The sequence below is a fragment of the Massilia sp. CCM 8734 genome (genome assembly GCF_011682155.1).
Classification (GTDB): Bacteria; Pseudomonadota; Gammaproteobacteria; order Burkholderiales; family Burkholderiaceae_D; genus Telluria_A; species Telluria_A rubra.
Map to the genome: position 1 here is coordinate 22,129 of NZ_WHJI01000056.1, position 18,660 is coordinate 40,788.

Below are 18,660 nucleotides of genomic sequence, written 5' to 3' on the forward strand. Positions count from 1 at the left end.
CGGCCTACCGAGACAGGCTCTTAGCGCGCCGCCTGGGCGATGGTCGCCTCGGCCGCTGGCTGGGTCCAACCGCCGCCGAGCGAACGCGCCACGGCCACGCTGGCCAGCAGGCGCTGGGTGCGGATCTGGGCGGCGGCGCGGTCGGCCGTCAGGGAACTGCGCTGGGCGTCGGTTACGTCCAGATAGGTCGACAGGCCACGCTCGTAGCGTGCCTGCGCCACCAGGTAGGCGCGCGCCGCGGCCTGCTGCGACTGGGCCTGCACTTCACCCTGGCGCTGGCGCTGCTGCACATCCGACAAGGCATCTTCCACTTCGCGCAGGGCCGTCAACAGCTTGGTTTCGTGATTGGCGCGCGCTTCGGCGTAACGCGCCTGCGACATGGCCAGGTTGGCTTTGTTGCGGCCGCCATCGAAAATCGGCAGCGACAAGGCCAGCGGCCCCACCGAGAACTGGCGCGCACCGCTGTCGGTCAGGTTTCGCAGGCTCTCGGAAGCGAAACCGAAATTGCCGGTCAGGGTCAGCGACGGATAAAACGCGCCTTCCGATACCGCCACCTGCGCATTGGCCGCGCGCAGGCCGGCCACGCTCGAGGCCAGGTCGGGCCGCTGCGCCAGCAGGGTGGCCGGCAGGCCGACTGGAATGCTTGGTGGCGCCGGCAGCTCCGTCTTGTCCATGGCGGCGATCAGCGGCGACGATGGCGACACGCCAACCAGGGTGGCCAGGCTGTGTTCGAGCAGGTTGCGCTGGCGCTGCACTTCGTGCAAGTCCGCCTCGGCGTTGCCACGCTCGATGCGGGCGCGCGAGACATCGAGTTCATTGGTCAGGCCGGCGCCAAACCGCGCTTCGACCAGTTGCTGCGATTCACCGCGGGTGGCCAGCGCATTTTTCAGGATCGCCAGTTCGGCATCCATGCCGCGCAGCTGCCAGTAGGTGCTGGCCACCTGCGCCGACAGCAGCAAGATCACGCCGTCACGGTCGTCCTGTGCCGCCAGCGCCTGGGCGTCGGCCGCTTCGACCACGCGCTTGACGCGGCCCCACAGGTCCAGCTCGTACGAGAGCGAGCCGCCGACGAAGTAGTTATTCCCTTCGATCGAACGGTGCCCCAGGGCCAGGCCCTGCGAGGTCTCGGCCGAACTGCGGGAATTAGCAACCGAGGTGCTGACGTTCACGCTCGGCGAGAGCGCCGCGCGCAGGTTGCCCATCTGGGCCTGCGCCTGCAGCAGGCGTTGCGCGCTCGCTTTGACGCCAGGGTTGTCACGCACGGCGCGCTGCTCAAGGTCGTTCAGGGTGGCGTCGCCGAACACGCTCCACCAGCTTGCCGGCAGGCGCGCGCCAGCCTGGCTGTCGGCGCCGGCGTGACGCCAGGCCGGGTTGGCGAGGGCGACAGGTTCGACGAAATCGGCGCCGATGGTGGCGCAGCCGGACAGCGCCAGCAGCGCGCACAGGATCAGTGGCTTCAAGATGATTCTCCCTACTTTTAATGAGCGCCCGCGCCGGGACCGGACGGGGCTTTGACGTTGTCGGCGAACAGCAGCGCGCCGACGCAAGCGAACAGGAATACGGCCATGATGACAAAGCCATCGTTGTAGGCCATGACATAGGCTTCGCGCCGCACCACGCCGCCGATCACGGCCAGTGCCTGGTTGGCGGCGGTGGCCGGGTCGATGCCGTTGGCCACAAAGGCGGCGGTCAGCTGGTCCAGGCGTTCCTGGACCGGGGCCGACATGGCGGTGACCGACTGGCCGATGATCGCCGAGTGAAAGTGCTCGCGGTTGGTCAAGCTGGTGGCCAGCATGGCGATGCCGATCGAGCCGCCCAGGTTACGCGTCATGTTGAACAGGCTCGATGCGGACGAGGTGTCGGCCGGTGCGATTTTGTGCATCGCAAAGCTCGACAGGGTCAGCATGATGAAAGGCTGGCCCAGGGCGCGTACGACCTGAGACCAGAACAGCTGGTCGTACCCGGTGCTCGCATCCATGTGCGAATTCATCAGGCACGAAATTCCAAACAGGGTAAGGCCGATCGAGCACAAAATGCGGTTGTCGACCTTGGACGAGAGCGCGGCGGCGAACGGCATGACGAACAATTGCGGCAGGCCGGCCCACATGATCACTTCCCCGATCTGCATCGGCGTGTAGCCGGCGATCTGGCCCAGGTACAGCGGCAGCAGGAAGGACGAACCGTACAGGCCCATGCCGATCACCGCCGACAAAATCGTGGCGACGATGAAGTTGCGCTGCCCGTACAGGCGCAGGTTCACGAACGGATCGGGGCGCGTCAGGCTGGTAACGACCCAGCCCACCAGGCCAATGAGCGAGAGGCTGGCAAAGGCGATGATGAAGTTCGATTCGAACCACTCCTTCGAATTGCCCTCTTCCAGGAAGATGGTCAGGCAACCGAGGCCCATGGCCATCAGGAAGATGCCGAGCCAGTCGGCCTTGAGCAGCAGGCGCAGGTTGCTCGGACCACGGTCCAGGCCCCACCAGATGCCGCCGATCAGCAACAGGCCTGGCACCCAGTTAATGTAGAAGATCGACGGCCAGCCGTAGATTTCGGACAGGTAGCCGCCCAGGGTCGGCCCCATGGCCGGGGCCAGGGTCGCGGTCAAGCCGAAAATGGCCATGCCGACCGAACGGCGCGAGGCCGGCAGCTTGGCCATGACCAGGGTCATCGCCATGGGAATCAAGGCGCCGCCGGTAAAGCCTTGCAGCGCGCGGAACACGATCATGCTTTCCAGGTTCCAGGCCGAGCCGCACAGGGTCGAGAACACCAGGAACAGCGCGGTGGTGCCCATCATGTACATGCGCATGCCGAACACGCGCGCCAGCAGCGCGGTCATCGGGATGACCACGATTTCGGCGCACAGGTAGGCGGTGGAAATCCACGAGCCTTCTTCCTGCGTGGCCGACAGGGTGCCCAAAATGTCTTTGAGCGAGGAGTTGGTGATCTGGATATCCAGGATCGCCATGAAAGCGCCCAGCATGCCGGCGGCGACGGCGATCCAGGTGCGCATGTCGACCTTCTCGGCGATCGGCGGCGCTGCCGCCATTCTGCCGGCGGTCATGGTGTTGGTCGGGCTGCTCATGAAATGTGCTTAGTGGGCTGCGGGGGCGGCAACCGGGGCGGTCGCGGTCTTGGTGGCGGGAGCGGCCTGGCCGATGTCGATTTCGGCCAGTGCCGACATGCCCGGCACCAGGCGGCCTTGCAGGGCCTTGACGTCTTCGGCGCGCAAGACGATCTTGACCGGCACGCGCTGGACGATCTTGGTGAAGTTACCGGTGGCGTTATCGGCCGGCAGCAGGGCGAACTGGTTGCCCGAGGCCGGCGAGAAGCTGTCGATGCGCCCGACCAGCGGATGCTTCGGCATGGCGTCGATCACCACATGCACGGCTTGGCCGGGATGCAGGTCGGCCAACTGGGTTTCCTTGAAATTGGCGGTGATCCAGACGTCGTCCTGCACGATGGCGGCAAGCTGCTGGCCCGGCTGGACGCGCGCGCCCACTTCCACGCTGCGGCGGCCAAGGCGGCCTTCGACAGGCGCCAGGATGCGGTTGTAGGCCAACTGCTGCTGGGCGTCTTTCAACTGGGTTTGCAGGACCTTGATCTGGGCCTTGACGACATCGCGCGCGGCGCCGGCGGCGGTGATCTGGGCCTGGGCCGCGACCACGGTGCCGCGCCGGGCGGAGACGTCGGCGACGGCACCGGCGCGGCCGGCGTTGGCGGCATCGAGTTCGGCTTTCGAAACGGCCTTCATCTGCGAGGTATACAACTGGCCGAAACGCTCGGCGTCCTGTTTGGCGCGCAGCAGCAGCGCTTCCGATTGCACCACCTGGGCCGAGGCGGCGGCGGCCTGCGCACGCACCTGTTCCACCTGGGCGTCGGCCTGCAGCACCTGCTGCTGCGCGCTGACGATCTGCGCCTGGATCTGTTCGACCTTGACGCGCTGGTCGGCCGGATCGAGTTCGGCGATCACATCGCCGGCCTTGACGTTCTGGTTATCTTCCACCAGCACGCGGGTCACCACGCCGGAAATGCGGGCCGATACCGGGTGCACGTGGCCGGACACGAAGGCATTCTCGGTCTCGACGAAATGGGAGCTGCGGTACCACATGCGGCCACCGGTGCCGATCGCCACCACGGCGATCAGGGCCAATACGCCGCGCACGCGCCAGTTGGGCGGGGTCGCGGCGGGGGCGGCGACGGTTGGAACGGCGGCGAGTTCTTTTGGCTCGGCCTTGGCTTGTGCTTGCGACATGGTACTGCTCCGATAATGAAATGGGGTAGGGGCATTATTCCCTAAGCATTTCACCAAGTCAAGAAATGAAACGGTTGCATTTCATTTTGGATTGAATTACAGTGATGGCATGACGACAGCCTCCCCTGCCCCACCAGTACCGGCCGCCCCAGCTAGCAAGTCGGCGGGCCGGCCGCGCGCCTGCGAGCTCGAAGCGCGCCACAACAACCTGATCCAGACCGCTGGCGAACTGATGCTCAAGCACGGCTACAGCAAGGTCAGCCTGGAAACCATCGCCCGTGAAGCCCACGTGGCGGTGCGCACGATCTACGTCAAGTTCGGCGGCAAGGCGGGCTTGTTCCAGGCGGTGCTGCTGGCCAACCGCAGCCGCTTCTTCACGGCCAGCGCGGTGGAAAGCGATATGCGCCCGCTCAAGCAGGCCATTTCCGAATTCAGCCTGCAGTTCTTCGACATGATCAGCGCGCCCGAGGCCTTGAGCATGCAGCGCATGGTGATTGCCGAAGCGGCGTCGAATCCGGAATTATCGACCTCGTTCTACGAAGCCGGGCCGCGCCAGACGCGCGAGATGCTGCTGCGGTATTTCGCGCGTGCCGACGTGCGGGCGCAGTTGCGCGAGGATCTGGCGCTGGAATTGATTCCGACGTTCTTGCTCAATTGCGTGCAGGGGGAGTACTTCGGACGGTTCTTGTTCCAGCCGGTTGCGCAGGCGCGCGCCGAGGTGGTAACGGCGCTCGAGCAGAGGCTCGATCTGTTCTATCGCAGCGTGCTGCGCGCGCCGTAAGCGGCCGTGTGCCCCGGAGAATGTGCGTCATCGCACCGAAGTGGTGCGTTTTTTCTGGCACAGTTGCCTCTTTCAAGGAGGATGGTATGAGCAAGTCGGCTCGCTACGAATGGCATGATCAGCAAGCGTCACTGAATGAACGGATGAAGGGTTTTCTGGAAAACCCGAACATGGAACAACTCGAAGCGGTCGTCGCGGAGATGCACGCGTATGCTGCCGCCGCACGTTCGGGGAATATCGAGATTCCTGCGCGGTGGGTGAGTTTTCACTAAACTTCACGGCTAATGTCAAAGCCACTTAGCACCGTCGTTCCCGCGCAGGCGGGAACCCAAGGTCGTACCGTACCAGCGGCTTTACGACAACTTGGGTTCCCGCCTGCGCGGGAACGACGCTATAGAGGTACTTGGCCATCGCAACCGCCGAAAAAAAGCCCCGTTGACGCATACACGTGAACGGGGCTTTTTCTATTCCTGCGCTTACTACAGCTTACTTCTTGCGCACCGGCGGCAAGTCGGTGCACACGCCTTCATACACTTCCGCCGCCATGCCGATCGACTCGCCCAGGGTCGGGTGCGGGTGAATCGTCTTGGCGATATCGATGCCGTCGGCGCCCATCTCGATCGCCAGCGCGATCTCGCCGATCATGTCGCCCGCATGCGTGCCCACGATCCCGCCACCGACAATGCGGTGCGTCTCGGCGTCGAACAGCAGCTTGGTGAAGCCCTCGTCACGCCCATTGGCAACCGCGCGACCGCTGGCGGCCCAAGGGAAGTGCCCTTTTTCGAGCTTGATGCCCTTGGCTTTCGCCTCGTCTTCGGTAATGCCGACCCATGCCACTTCGGGATCGGTATACGCCACCGATGGAATCACCTTGACGTCGAAGAAAGCCTTCTCGCCATGCGCCGCTTCGGCCGCGACGTGCGCTTCGTGCACCGCCTTGTGCGCCAGCATCGGCTGGCCCACCAGGTCGCCAATGGCGAAAATGTGCGGCACATTGGTGCGCATCTGCGCGTCGACCGGGATGAAACCGCGGTCGGTGACCGTCACGCCAGCCTTGTCGGCAGCGATCTTGCCGCCGTTCGGGCTGCGGCCCACTGCAACGAGCACCATATCGTAGATCTGCGGCTCGGGCGCGGTGACGCCGGCTTGCGCCGCTTCGAAGCTCACTTTGATGCCCTCTTCCAGCGCTTCCACAGCGACCGTCTTGGTCTTGGTCATGACCTTGTCGAAGCGCTTCTCGTTGAACTTCTGCCAGACCTTGACCATGTCGCGGTCGGCGCCCTGCATCAGGCCATCGAGCATTTCGACGACATCGATGCGGGAACCGAGGGTCGAGTACACGGTGGCCATTTCCAGGCCGATGATGCCGCCGCCGATGACCAGCATGCGTTTCGGGATCTGGCGCAGTTCCAGCGCGCCGGTCGAATCGACGATGCGCGGATCTTTTGGCACGAACGGCAGGTTGACCACGGCCGAACCGGCGGCGATGATCGCCTTCTGGAACTGCACAACCTTCTTGCTGCCGTCGGCGGCCGTCACTTCGATGTGGTTGGCGCTGACGAACTGGCCGACACCCTGCACCACATTGACCTTGCGCATCTTGGCCATGCCCGCCAGACCCGTGGTCATCTTGCTGATGACCTTGTCCTTGTAGGCGCGCAGCTGGTCGATGTCGATGTCCGGCTTGGCGAAGCTGATGCCGTGCTTGGACATGGCTTGCGTTTCATCGATCACGGCCGCCACGTGCAGCAGCGCTTTCGATGGAATGCAACCAACGTTCAGGCACACACCGCCGAGCGAAGCGTAACGCTCGATCAGCACCGTGTTCATGCCCAGGTCGGCCGAGCGGAATGCCGCCGAGTAGCCGCCGGGACCTGCACCGAGCACCATCATTTCGCATTCGATGTCGACCTTGCCGTCGTACTTGGCCATGGTTGGCGCGGGCGTCGCTGCCACCGGCGCCGCGGGCGGCGTCGGATGCGCTGGCGCCTGCGATTCGGCGGGAGCAGCTGCGGCGGCGGGAGCGGCGGCGGCAGGTGCGGCAGGTGCGGCAGCAGCATCGCCGGCAGCGTCGAGCACCAGCAGCATCGAACCTTCGGCGATCTTGTCGCCCACCTTGACTTTGATTTCCTTGACCACGCCGGCGTGACTGGCCGGAATTTCCATGCTGGCCTTGTCGGATTCGACGGTGATCAGGGATTGGTCGACCTTGATCGTGTCGCCCACCTTGATCATCACTTCAATAACTTCAACTTCCTTGAAGTCGCCGATATTCGGTACTTTTACCTCGATTGTGCTCATCGCTGTGTCGTCCTTATAACAAGGTCTTGCGCAGATCGGCCATGACTTCGGCCAGATATGCGGTGAAGCGCGCGGCCATGGCGCCGTCGATCACGCGGTGATCGTACGACAGCGACAGCGGCAGCATCAGGCGTGGCTGGAAGGCCGCGCCGTCCCACACCGGCTTCATCGACGACTTGGACAGGCCAAGGATCGCCACTTCCGGTGCGTTGATGATCGGCGTGAAGGCCGTGCCGCCAATGCCGCCGAGCGACGAGATGGTGAAGGTCGCGCCCTGCATGTTGGCTGGACTGAGCTTGCCGTCGCGCGCCTGGGCCGACAGCTCGCCCATTTCGACGGCGATCTGCGAGATCGATTTCTTGTCGGCGTCCTTGATGACCGGAACCATCAAGCCGTTCGGCGTATCGGCCGCGAAGCCGATGTTGTAGTACTGCTTGAGAATCAGGTTGGCGCCGGTGGCGTCGATCGATGCGTTGAACGCCGGGTACTTTTTCAGCGCGGCGACGCTGGCCTTGATCACGAAAGCGAGCATGGTCAGCTTGACGGTCGACTTGGACTTGGCCAGCGCGGCGTTCGAATCGACGCGGAACTGTTCCAGGTCGGTCACGTCGGACTCGTCGAACTGCGTCACGTGCGGGATCATCACCCAGTTGCGGTGCAGGTTCGGGCCACTGATTTTCTTGATGCGCGACAGCGGCAGCAGTTCGGTCGGGCCGAATTTGCTGAAGTCGAGCGACGGCCATGGCAGCAGGTCGAGACCGACGCCGGTACCGCCGCCCGAGGCCTTGGAGCCGTTGCCAGGCGACGCGCTCGCGAGCACGCCCTTGACGAAGTTCTGCACGTCCTGCTGGGTGATGCGGCCCTTCGGTCCGCTGCCGGGCACGCGCAGCAGGTCGACGCCGAGTTCGCGCGCGAACTTGCGGATCGATGGCGAGGCGTGGGCCTTGGCGTTCGATTGGGCAGGTGCGGCGTCGGCGGCGGGTGCGGCTGGTGCTGGCGCTGCGGCTGGTGCCGGCGCAGCGGCTGGTGCCGGCGCAGCGGCGGCAGGCACCGGGGCGGCTGCGGCCGCTGGCGCAGGTGCGGCTGCGGCGGCTGACGCAGGTGCGGCGGCTGGCGCGGCTGCTGCATCGTCGCTTTCGAGAATCAGCAACAGTGCGCCTTCGGCGACCTTGTCACCGACTTTGATCTTGAGTTCCTTGACCACGCCGGCATGGCTGGACGGGATCTCCATGCTGGCCTTGTCGGATTCGACCGTGATCAGCGACTGGTCGACCTTGATGGTGTCGCCCGGCTTGACCATCAGTTCGATGACTTCGACTTCCTTGAAGTCGCCGATGTCCGGGACTTTGACTTCCACAATGCTCATAGCGTTTACTCCGTTCTTATTCGTTTAGTCGGGCGTCTGCGGCACCCCGGACTTGGGTTCCCGCCTGCGCGGGAACGACGAGGCTAGCTCCGTCGTTCCCGCGCAGGCGGGAACCCAATTTCAGCACGAGGGCGCAAACGCCGTGGCAAAGTTACTGGGTCACCGGATTCGGTTTTTCAGGATTGATGCCGTACTTGGCAATCGCATCGGCCACCACGGACGTTGCAATCACGCCCTCGTCGGCCAGCGATTTGAGCGCCGCCACGACGATATAGTAACGGTTCACTTCAAAGAACTCGCGCAGCTTGACGCGGCTGTCGGAGCGGCCAAAACCATCGGTACCGAGCACTTTGTAGGTGCGGCCCTTCGGCATGAACGCGCGGATCTGTTCGGCGAACAGGCGCATGTAGTCGGTCGTGGCGATGATCGGACCGGTGGTCTTTTCCATCAGCTGCGTCACGTACGGCAGGCGTGGGGCGTCGGTCGGATGCACCATGCTCCAGCGCTCGGCGTCCTGGCCGTCGCGGGCGATCAGGGTCAGCGACGGCGCCGACCACACGTCGGCCGCAATGCCGAAGTCCTTCTGCAGCAGTTCGGCCGCGAAGATCGATTCGCGCAGAATCGTGCCCGAACCAATCAGCTGCACGCGCTGCTTGGCAGCCGCGTCGCCCGCTTGCAAGAGGTACATGCCTTTCAGGATGCCCTCTTCCGTGCCGGGGGTCAGGCCTGGCTGCTCGTAGTTCTCGTTCATCAAGGTGATGTAGTAGAACACGTCTTCCTGTTCCGCCACCATGCGGCGCAGGCCGTCCTGGACGATGACCGCCACTTCGTGCGCGAAGGTCGGATCGTACGGCAGGCAGTTCGGAATGGTCGCCGCCATCACGTGGCTGTGGCCATCTTCGTGCTGCAAGCCTTCGCCGTTGAGGGTCGTGCGGCCCGCCGTGCCGCCCATCAGGAAGCCGCGTGCGCGCATGTCGCCCGCCGCCCACGCCAGGTCGCCGATGCGCTGCATGCCGAACATCGAGTAGAAGGTGTAGAACGGGATCATGATCCGGTTGTTGGTCGAGTACGAGGTCGCCGCGGCGATCCACGAGCTCATGCCGCCCGCTTCGTTGATGCCTTCCTGCAGAATCTGGCCGGCCTTGTCTTCGCGGTAGTACATGACCTGGTCTTTATCAACCGGCTCGTACAACTGGCCCTGTTGATTGAAGATGCCGATCTGGCGGAACAAGCCTTCCATCCCGAAGGTACGCGATTCGTCGACCAGGATCGGCACGATGCGCTGGCCCAGGTTCGGGTCGCGCAGCAGGGTCGAAATGATGCGCACGAAGGACTGCGTGGTCGAGATTTCGCGGCCTTCGGCGGTCGCGTCGAGCACGTTCTGGAATGCCGACAGCGCAGGCACCGGCAGCGATTCGGCAGCTTGCGGACGGCGCTGCGGCAGGTAGCCGCCCAGCAGTTCGCGGCGCTTGTGCAGGTAAACCATTTCGGGCGCATCGTCGGCCGGCTTGAAGAACGGAATATCGGCCAGCTTGTCGTCCGGGATAGGGATCGCAAAGCGGTCGCGCATTTCGCGGATCGCTTCGTCGTCGAGCTTCTTGGTCTGGTGCGCGGTGTTGCGCGCTTCGCCGGACTTGCCCATGCCGAAGCCCTTGACGGTTTTCACCAGCAGGACGGTCGGGGTACCCTTGTTTTCCTGCGCGATCTTGAAGGCGGCGTAGATCTTGTGCGGATCGTGGCCGCCGCGTGTCAGGCGCCAGATGTCGTCGTCGGTCATGTTGGCGACCATTTCGAGCAGCTTCGGATGCTTGCCGAAGAAGTTCTTGCGCACGTAGGCGCCGTCCTTGGCCTTGTAGTTCTGGTATTCGCCGTCGACGGTTTCCATCATCACGCGCTGCAGGATGCCTTCTTTGTCCTTGGCCAGCAGGGCGTCCCAGCCCGGTCCCCAGATCACCTTGACCACGTTCCAGCCGGCGCCGCGGAAGTCTGCTTCGAGTTCCTGGATGATCTTGCCGTTGCCGCGCACAGGGCCGTCAAGGCGCTGCAGGTTGCAGTTGACGACCATGACCAGGTTGTCGAGGCGCTCGCGCGCGGCCATGCCGATCGCGCCCATCGATTCCGGCTCGTCCATCTCGCCGTCGCCGCAGAAGACCCAGACCTTGCGGTTGGAGGTGTCGGCGATCGAACGCGCGTGCAGGTACTTCAAGAAGCGCGCCTGGTAGATCGCCATCAGCGGGCCCAGGCCCATCGAGACGGTCGGGAACTGCCAGAAGGTCGGCATCAGTTTCGGGTGCGGGTACGACGACAGGCCCTTGCCGTCGACTTCGCGACGGAAATTGAGCATCTGGTCTTCCGACAGGCGCCCTTCGAGGAAGGCGCGCGCGTAGATACCGGGCGACGAGTGCCCTTGCAGGTACAGCAGGTCGCCGCCATGGTCGGCGGTCGGCGCGCGCCAGAAGTGGTTGAAGCCGATGCCGAGCATGTTCGCCAGCGAGGCGAAGCTCGAAATGTGGCCACCCAGGTCGCCGTCGGCGCGGTTGGCCTTGACCACCATCGCCATCGCATTCCAGCGCATCCACGAGCGCAGGCGCTCTTCGTACTCCAGGTTGCCGGGGCAGTGTTCTTCGAGATGGGTGGGAATGGTGTTGACGTAGGCGGTGTTGCTGGAAAACGGGATGTGGGCGCCGCGGCGGCGGGCCAGGTCGACCATGCGTTCCATCAGGTAGTGCGCGCGGTCGGTGCCTTCATTTTCAATGACGGCTTCGAGCGCGTCGAGCCACTCCTTGGTTTCGAGCGTGTCGGGATCGTTGGCGGCTGCTGCCGTCAACTGGTCGAGTTGAGCTGACATTGATGCGTCTCCTTTGTTAGTGCCCTGCCCGATCGACATCGCGGCGGACGTTTTGCTGATTATTTACCAATACCAAAATTAGTGCAGCAATTCTAACAGTAGTTTTCTGCTTTTTCAAATTGCGATATATCGTTTCATATCGTGATAAATTGCTTTCCGTGAACGTAAACTCCATATTTCTTTCAAGGCAAGAGTATGGTCGCTTGCAGGGATTCGGGGCACGCGATAGCAGCAGTGGCTTTATAATCCCGCTTTTGTCCCGCTCTTTTCCTCCCACTCTTGCTCCGGCTAAAAATCATGTCCGCTCAACTGATCGATGGTGTTCTCCTCTCCCAACAATTACGCGCAGAAATCAAGCAGCGCGCCAGTGTCCTGACCGCCAAAGGCAAGCAGCCCGGCCTGGCGGTGATACTGGTGGGGGAAGATCCGGCCAGTCACGTGTATGTGCGCAACAAGGTCAAGGCTTGCGCGGACGTGGGTTTTCATTCGATCCTGGAAAAGTATGACGCCGACCTGAGCGAAGCGGCTTTGCTCGAACGCATCGCCAGCCTGAACGCCGACCCGGCCATCCACGGCATCCTGGTGCAGATGCCGCTGCCGAAGCACATCAACCCGAACAAGGTGATCGAAGCGATCTCGACCACCAAAGACGTGGACGGCTACTCGGTCCTGAGCGCCGGCGAACTGATGACCGGCCTGCCGGGTTTCCGCCCGTGTACCCCGTACGGCTGCATGAAACTGATCGAAAGCACCGGCTATGACTTGCGCGGCAAGCACGCCGTTGTCATCGGGCGCAGCAACACGGTCGGCAAACCAATGGCGCTGTTGCTCTTGCAAGCGAACGCCACCGTGACCATATGCCATAGTGCGACGCCGGACCTGGCTTACCACACACGCCAGGCCGATGTGGTGGTGGCCGCCGTGGGACGCCGCAATACGCTCACCTTTGATATGGTCAAACCCGGCGCGATCGTGATCGATGTGGGCATGAACCGCGACGATGACGGCAAACTGTGCGGCGATGTCGATACCGCGGCGGTGCGCGAGGTGGCCGCCCACATCACCCCGGTGCCGGGCGGCGTGGGGCCGATGACGATTACCATGCTGCTGATGAACACGGTCGAAGCGGCCGAACGCGCGCGTTTAGCGTAAAACACGTACACGCGCCGGCGCGACTGACGTTGAATTGAAACCGCCATTTGAAACCGACTTGAGGAAACCACCATGATTACCGATACCAGCAATCCCCTGCTCGATTTCAGCGACCTGCCACGTTTTAACGATATCAAGCCGGAGCACGTTACGCCGGCCATCGACCAGTTGATCGCGCAGGCGAGCGCGGTCGTGGCCGAGCTGGAAGCGCCGGCCGACGATGTAACATGGGACAACTTCGTCATTCCGCTGGAAGAAGCGACCGAACAGCTGGGCCGCGCCTGGGGCGTGGTCAGCCACCTGAACAATGTGGTGGATACGCCGGAACTGCGCGCCACCTACAACGACAACCAGCCGAAGGTGACCGAATTCTGGACCGCGCTGGCCCAGAACGAAGCGCTGTTCGCCAAGTACAAGGCGATTCGCGCCAGCGCCGCCTACGACACGCTGTCGGCGGCGCGCAAGCGCATCGTCGACAACGCCCTGCGCGACTTCCGCCTGGGCGGGGCCGAACTGCCGGAGTCGAAAAAGGAGCGCTTTGCCGCCATCCAGGAGCAGCACGCCAGCATCTCGACGCGCTTTTCGGAAAACGTGCTCGACGCCACCAACGACTACAAGCTGACGGTGGAAGAGGAAGCCGACCTGGCCGGCCTGCCGGACGACGTCAAGCAAGCCGCGCGCGCCGCCGCCGAGAAAGACGGCAAGGCCGGCTGGCAGTTCACCCTGCACTTCCCATCCTACTTCCCGATCCTGCAATTTGCCGACAAACGCGAACTGCGCGAAACGATCTACCGCGCCAGCGCCACCAAGGCGTCCGAAATGGGCACCGTGTTCAGCGAGCTGGAAAAATGGGATAACAGCAGCAACATCGCCAGTTTGCTGGCATTGCGCGACGAAGAAGCCAAATTACTCGACTATCGCAATTTTGCCGAAGTTTCGCTGGTGCCGAAAATGGCCCAGAGCCCCGAACACGTGATCGAATTCCTGGAAGACCTGGCGCGCCGCGCGCGTCCTTTCGCCGAGCAGGACCTGGCCGAACTGCGCGCCTTTGCCAAGGATGAACTCGGCATCGACCAGGTCGAAGCCTGGGACCTGAGCTACGCGTCCGAAAAACTGCGCGAGCGCCGCTACGCCTTCTCGGCCCAGGAAGTGAAGGAATACTTCCCCGAACCGAAAGTCGTCGACGGCCTGTTCCGCCTGGTGCAAAGCCTGTTCTCGGTCGACATCAAGCCCGATACGGCCGCCGTCTGGCATCCGGACGTGCGCTTTTTCCGCATCGAGAAGGGCGGCAAGCTGGTCGGCCAGTTCTACCTCGACCTGTACGCGCGCAGCGGCAAGGGCGGCGGCGCCTGGATGGACGACGCCCGCGGACGCCGCCTGCAAACCGGCGGCCTGCTGCAAACACCAGTGGCTTACCTGACCTGCAACTTCACGCCGCCGGCAACCGTCGATGGCCAGTTGCAGCCGTCCCTCTTCACACACGACGAAGTAACGACCCTGTTCCACGAATTTGGCCACGGTTTGCACCACATGCTCACGCAAGTGGATGAAATCGCCGTCTCCGGCATTTCCGGCGTGGAGTGGGATGCGGTCGAACTGCCATCGCAATTCATGGAAAACTTTTGCTGGGAATGGGACGTGCTGCAGCACCTGACCGCCCACGTCAAGACCGGCGAACCGCTGCCGCGCGCGCTGTACGACAAGATGCTGGCCGCCAAAAACTTCCAGTCCGGCCTGCAAACCCTGCGCCAGGTGGAGTTTTCGCTAGTCGACATGCACCTGCACTACGACTTCGACCCGGCCAGCGCCCAAACGGTGCAAGAACTGATCAACGACGTGCGCCAGAAGTTCTCGGTCATGATGCCGCCCGCATTTAACCGTTTCCAACATTCTTTCGGACATATTTTTGCCGGAGGGTACGCCGCCGGTTACTATAGCTACAAGTGGGCTGAAGTATTGTCCGCCGATGCGTACGCCGCCTTTGAAGAAGCGGTCGAGGCCGGCGGCGGAGCCCTTTCCGAAGAAACCGGCAAACGCTTCCAGCAAGAGATACTGGCCGTCGGCGGTTCGCGCCCCGCGCTCGAATCGTTCAAGGCTTTCCGTGGCCGCGAGCCCAGTATCGATGCGCTGTTGCGCCACAGCGGCATGCAGTCCTGAAAGACCGTGCCAGCAGGAGAATTGTAATGACAGTAGCAAAAAAGATGGCTGGCACGATGATGGCACTGCTGTTGTGCGCAGGCGGCGCCGGCGCGCAACAGATGTACAAGTGGGTCGATGCGTCGGGCAAGGTCACGTTCAGCGACAAACCGCCGCCGGCCAACGCCAAGCCGATCGAAATCAAGGCCGGCGCCGGCGGCGCGGCCACCGTGCCGCTGCCGTATGCGCTGGCGCAGGCGGTGCGCGCGCATCCGGTGGTGCTCTATACGCGCAATAAATGCGACTATTGCGACCAGGGCCGCACCTTCCTGAAAGAGCGCGGGATTCCGTTCATCGAGAAAACCGTGCAAACGGGCGCCGATGAAATCAAGCTGAAGGAAGCGGGCGGCGACGGCCGCATGCCCTTCATCAAGATCGGCCGCGCCAAGTCGACCGGTTTTGAACCGGCTGCCTGGAATTCGATGCTGACCGACGCTGCCTACCCTGAAAAGAAGATTCTTCCTTCGGGGTATCAGTATGCTAAGCCAAGCCCGGCCTCCCCGCCGGAACCGGAAGCACCGAAAACGGACGACAAAGGCAAGCCGGGCGAGGCCGACCGCAAAGGCGCGCCGGCCCCGGCGCCAGGTGAAAAAACCGCGCCGCCCGGCTTCGTATTCTGAGGTCGACGATGACGCGGATCGATTTCCATACCAATATCCCGGACAAGCTGAGCTACGCCTGCCGGCTGGCGCGCAAAGCCGTTGCCAGCCGCGCCCGCGTGGTGCTGCTGGCCGAGGATGCGGCGCAGGCGCAAGCGCTGGACGAAGCCCTGTGGACCTTGTCGGAAACCGATTTCCTGCCGCACGTGATGGCCGGCGACCCGCTGGCCGCGCACACCCCGATCATCATCGCCCACGACGCCGCGGCCGAGCTGCCGCATCATGACATGCTGGTCAACCTGACCCGGGCCACGCCGGCCCAGCTCGATCGCTTCGCGCGCCTGTTCGAAATCATTTCTACCGATGAAAGCGACGCCGCCGCCGGACGCAAGCGCTACGTCGCCTACAAGCAGCAATCCTATCCATTGACCCACTTCGTCGCAGGCCAGTCATGAGCCAGGCTCGTCCATTCGACCCGAATATTCCTGTATTGACGGAATTGTTTTCCGATAAGGGCGAGGCGTTGGCCGAGCCCGCCGCCGAGAGCGTGCCGGCAGACCAGGCAAGCGCGCCGGCAGGCGCCGATCCGGAATGGGCGGCGCTGGAACGGCGCCTGTCCGACCGCATCGTCCAGCAACTCCAGGGAAGCGTCGATATCATGCTCGAACACCGCCTGCGCGAGAGCATGGAACAGGTGCTGCGCCAGGCCGTTGGCGATATCACGGCCGAGCTGCGGCGCGGCCTGCAAGACAGTATCGACGCGATCGTCGCGCGCGCCGTCGCGCAAGAGCTGGGCGCGCTGCAACAGCGCCAGCCGCCGCCCTGATCGCCCCACCCCGCGCCCGCCCGGGGCCGGCGCCTTTCATTTGCTTACAAAACAGCGTCAATTGCGTGCGGCGCGCTGTGCACGCATGCCTGCCACGCGCGTTTATGGTGAGCAGCGTCAAATTGTTGCGAAAATTCTGACAATCGGCTTTGCGTTGCATTTAAATTGTTGTACCTTTTGCCCTACACAAAATTTTCGAAACGGCGCCACGAGCGCTGTCTGTTTTCAATCCAATGGAGAATGCACATGCAGTTAACGACCAAACTCATTCCACTCGCAATCGCCATGGCCTTCGCCGGCAGCGCCAGCGCACAAGATATCGTCAAGATCGGCCACGTCGGTCCAATCTCGGGCGCCAGCGCGCACCTGGGCAAGGATAACGAGAACGGCGCCAAGATGGCCGTGGAAGAATTGAACGCCAAAGGCTTCATGATCAATGGCAAGAAGGTCAAGCTTGAACTGGTGCTGGAAGACGACGGCGCCGATCCCAAGCAGGGCACGGCCGTGGCGCAAAAACTGGTCGATGCCAAGGTCAACGGCGTGATCGGCCACCTCAATTCGGGCACCACCGTACCGGCTTCGCGGATTTACCACAACGCCGGGATTCCCCAGATTTCCCCGTCTTCCACGATTCCCGAATACACCAAGCAAGGCTTCAAGTCGGCCTTCCGCGTGGTCGCGAACGACAACAAGCTCGGCGGCACCCTGGGCCGCTACGCGGTCGACACCCTGAAAGCGACCAACATTGCGGTGATCGACGACCGCTCGGCCTACGGCCAGGGCGTGGCCACCGAATTCCTCAAGGGCGCCAAAGCCCAGAATCCGGCGGTCAAAATCGTCGGCAAGGAATTTACCAGCGCCACCGCGACCGACTTCACCGCCATCCTGACCTCGATCAAGAACAAGAAGCCGGACCTGGTCTTCTTCGGCGGCATGGATGCGGTCGGCGGCCCGATGCTCAAGCAAATGAAAGCGCTCGGCATCAACGCCAAGTTCATGGGCGGCGACGGCATTTGCACCGAATCGCTGGCGCGCCTGGCCGGTGACGGCGTGGGCGAAGGCAACGTCACCTGCGCCGAAGCGGGCGGCGTGACCGGCGAGCAAGAAAAATCGTTCGCCGACTTCGTGGCGCGCTACAAGAAACGCTTCCCGAACGAAAGCGTGCAGTTGTATTCGCCGTATGTGTACGATGCGGTGATGGTGATGGCGACGGCGATGCAGAATGCCAAGTCGGCTGACCCGGTCAAGTACCTGCCGGAACTGCAAAAAATCAAGTATCAGGGCGTTACCGGCCTGATCCAGTTTGACGACAAGGGCGACATCAAGGATGGCGCACTGACCATGTTCACCTTCAAGGGTGGCAAGAAGACCAAGATGTCCGTGGTCAAGTAAGCGCTGTCGGGCGTTGGCTGCGGCCAACACTTGCGGCATAAAAAAACGCGCTGACAGCGCGTTTTTTGTTGGGTGCGGCGATTTACTTCTGGGCCAGGATCCATTTCACCAGGGTACGCGCGTCAGCGTCGCTCACCTGCGGATTGGCTGGCATCGGTACCGCGCCCCACGCGCCGGCGCCACCCTTCAAGACTTTGCCCACCAGCTTGGCTTCGGCATCCTTCTGGCCGGCATACTTGGCCGCAACATCCTTGTAGGCTGGCCCGACTACCTTGTTCGCGACCGCGTGGCAAGCCATGCAATTTTTTGCTTTTGCCAGATCGGCGTTTGCCATGGCGCTCGACGACGCCAGTGCCGACAATACCGTGAACAACATCAAGGACCGTTTCATGTATTTCTCCAGAGTGAACAACTGAGTGCAATTTTACCGTGTTTCGTCAATGCGAATGTGCGGCCACACGCTCTATAACGGGTCAAGCGTGTGGATGGTTGACCCAACTATTTGCCAGAGGACACGATTTTACTGCCCCTCCGGGACAATTGTTTGTAAGATACGCATATGAAAAGGAGTTTGTCATGCCAGTGATTCTATTAATTGCAGCGCTTGTGGGCCTGCGCTATTTCGAAGTCTGGCGTTTTGCCGCGTTGTCGTGGTGGTGGATCATCGGGCTGATGTTCGTGGCCTTCCTGTGGTTCGAGTTTGTCGAAAAGATTTTCGGACTGGACAAGAAAAAAGCCCACAACGTCGATGAGCAACGGCGCAAGGACCGCATCAAGGAAGCGTTTGACAAGGCGAACAAGCGCTAGCAGCCTGTCGGACTTGGAGAGTCGAAGCGGAAAAATAGCTGGGCGAGGCCAGATTTTGACGATTTCGCAGTGCCAATAGCGAGCTATTGGCCGAGAAAGCGGCGAAATATGGGCCGTCCCAGGTATTTTTGCAGCCG

General features: G+C 62.7%; 16 protein-coding genes. 9 read left to right on the forward strand and 7 right to left on the reverse strand.

The genetic code is table 11. From position 1 onward, the window contains the following. Positions 1–20 precede the first annotated feature (20 nt). From F2P46_RS32160 to F2P46_RS32170, 3 genes are read right to left on the reverse strand one after another with little or no spacing between them, the layout of a single operon-like run. Positions 21–1,460: an efflux transporter outer membrane subunit gene (locus F2P46_RS32160; protein WP_208296862.1), complete on the reverse strand. Its 1,440-nt coding sequence runs from the start codon at positions 1,458–1,460 to the stop codon at positions 21–23. Positions 1,461–1,477: 17 nt separating this feature from the next. Then, a complete protein-coding gene (locus tag F2P46_RS32165; protein ID WP_166898114.1) occupies positions 1,478–3,085 on the reverse strand; it encodes a DHA2 family efflux MFS transporter permease subunit in 1,608 nt (535 codons plus the stop codon). A gap of 9 nt (positions 3,086–3,094) precedes the next feature. Continuing rightward, a complete protein-coding gene (locus F2P46_RS32170) occupies positions 3,095–4,255 on the reverse strand; it encodes an HlyD family secretion protein (protein ID WP_166898116.1) in 1,161 nt (386 codons plus the stop codon). Between the two features lie 109 nt (positions 4,256–4,364). Between F2P46_RS32170 and F2P46_RS32175 the strand changes: the two genes are divergently transcribed. Both F2P46_RS32175 and F2P46_RS32180 read left to right on the forward strand, forming a co-directional pair. Further along, positions 4,365–5,036, forward strand: a complete 672-nt coding sequence (locus tag F2P46_RS32175) for a TetR/AcrR family transcriptional regulator (protein WP_166898118.1) — start codon at positions 4,365–4,367, stop codon at positions 5,034–5,036. Between the two features lie 86 nt (positions 5,037–5,122). Then, positions 5,123–5,308, forward strand: coding sequence for a hypothetical protein (locus F2P46_RS32180; RefSeq protein WP_099875462.1), 186 nt, complete (start codon positions 5,123–5,125; stop codon positions 5,306–5,308). A gap of 214 nt (positions 5,309–5,522) precedes the next feature. Here the strand turns inward: F2P46_RS32180 and lpdA are convergent, their stop codons facing one another. From lpdA to aceE, 3 genes are all read right to left on the reverse strand, one after another. Further along, positions 5,523–7,337 carry a dihydrolipoyl dehydrogenase gene (gene lpdA, locus F2P46_RS32185; RefSeq protein WP_166898120.1) on the reverse strand — a complete coding sequence of 605 codons (1,815 nt, stop codon included), beginning with the start codon at positions 7,335–7,337 and terminating at the stop codon, positions 5,523–5,525. Between the two features lie 13 nt (positions 7,338–7,350). Then, positions 7,351–8,703, reverse strand: coding sequence for a dihydrolipoyllysine-residue acetyltransferase (aceF, locus tag F2P46_RS32190; RefSeq protein WP_166898122.1), 1,353 nt, complete (start codon positions 8,701–8,703; stop codon positions 7,351–7,353). Between the two features lie 151 nt (positions 8,704–8,854). Beyond that, on the reverse strand, positions 8,855–11,551 hold the full coding sequence (gene aceE, locus F2P46_RS32195) for a pyruvate dehydrogenase (acetyl-transferring), homodimeric type (RefSeq protein ID WP_166898124.1): 2,697 nt from the start codon (positions 11,549–11,551) through the stop codon (positions 8,855–8,857). 297 nt (positions 11,552–11,848) lie between these two features. Here aceE and folD point away from each other — a divergent pair, with 297 nt between their 5' ends. From folD to F2P46_RS32225, 6 genes are all read left to right on the forward strand, one after another. After that, the gene (gene folD, locus F2P46_RS32200; RefSeq protein WP_166898126.1) at positions 11,849–12,703 is read left to right on the forward strand and encodes a bifunctional methylenetetrahydrofolate dehydrogenase/methenyltetrahydrofolate cyclohydrolase FolD; all 855 of its coding nucleotides are present in this window, start codon (positions 11,849–11,851) and stop codon (positions 12,701–12,703) included. 72 nt (positions 12,704–12,775) lie between these two features. Further along, positions 12,776–14,860, forward strand: a complete 2,085-nt coding sequence (locus F2P46_RS32205) for a M3 family metallopeptidase (protein ID WP_166898127.1) — start codon at positions 12,776–12,778, stop codon at positions 14,858–14,860. A gap of 26 nt (positions 14,861–14,886) precedes the next feature. Further along, positions 14,887–15,519: a glutaredoxin family protein gene (locus F2P46_RS32210; RefSeq protein WP_166898129.1), complete on the forward strand. Its 633-nt coding sequence runs from the start codon at positions 14,887–14,889 to the stop codon at positions 15,517–15,519. A gap of 8 nt (positions 15,520–15,527) precedes the next feature. Then, positions 15,528–15,953, forward strand: a complete 426-nt coding sequence (locus tag F2P46_RS32215; RefSeq protein WP_166898131.1) for a DNA polymerase III subunit chi — start codon at positions 15,528–15,530, stop codon at positions 15,951–15,953. Then, entirely contained in the window at positions 15,950–16,324 is a 375-nt protein-coding gene (locus F2P46_RS32220; protein ID WP_166898133.1) for a hypothetical protein, read from the forward strand. Before F2P46_RS32215 ends, F2P46_RS32220 begins: the two co-directional genes overlap by 4 nt. Before the next feature lie 246 nt (positions 16,325–16,570). After that, positions 16,571–17,716, forward strand: a complete 1,146-nt coding sequence (locus F2P46_RS32225) for a branched-chain amino acid ABC transporter substrate-binding protein (protein ID WP_166898135.1) — start codon at positions 16,571–16,573, stop codon at positions 17,714–17,716. 82 nt (positions 17,717–17,798) lie between these two features. Here the strand turns inward: F2P46_RS32225 and F2P46_RS32230 are convergent, their stop codons facing one another. Beyond that, a complete protein-coding gene (locus F2P46_RS32230) occupies positions 17,799–18,107 on the reverse strand; it encodes a c-type cytochrome (protein ID WP_166898137.1) in 309 nt (102 codons plus the stop codon). Between the two features lie 185 nt (positions 18,108–18,292). Between F2P46_RS32230 and F2P46_RS32235 the strand changes: the two genes are divergently transcribed. Further along, the gene (locus tag F2P46_RS32235; RefSeq protein ID WP_166898138.1) at positions 18,293–18,523 is read left to right on the forward strand and encodes a TIGR04438 family Trp-rich protein; all 231 of its coding nucleotides are present in this window, start codon (positions 18,293–18,295) and stop codon (positions 18,521–18,523) included. Positions 18,524–18,660: the final 137 nt, after the last annotated feature.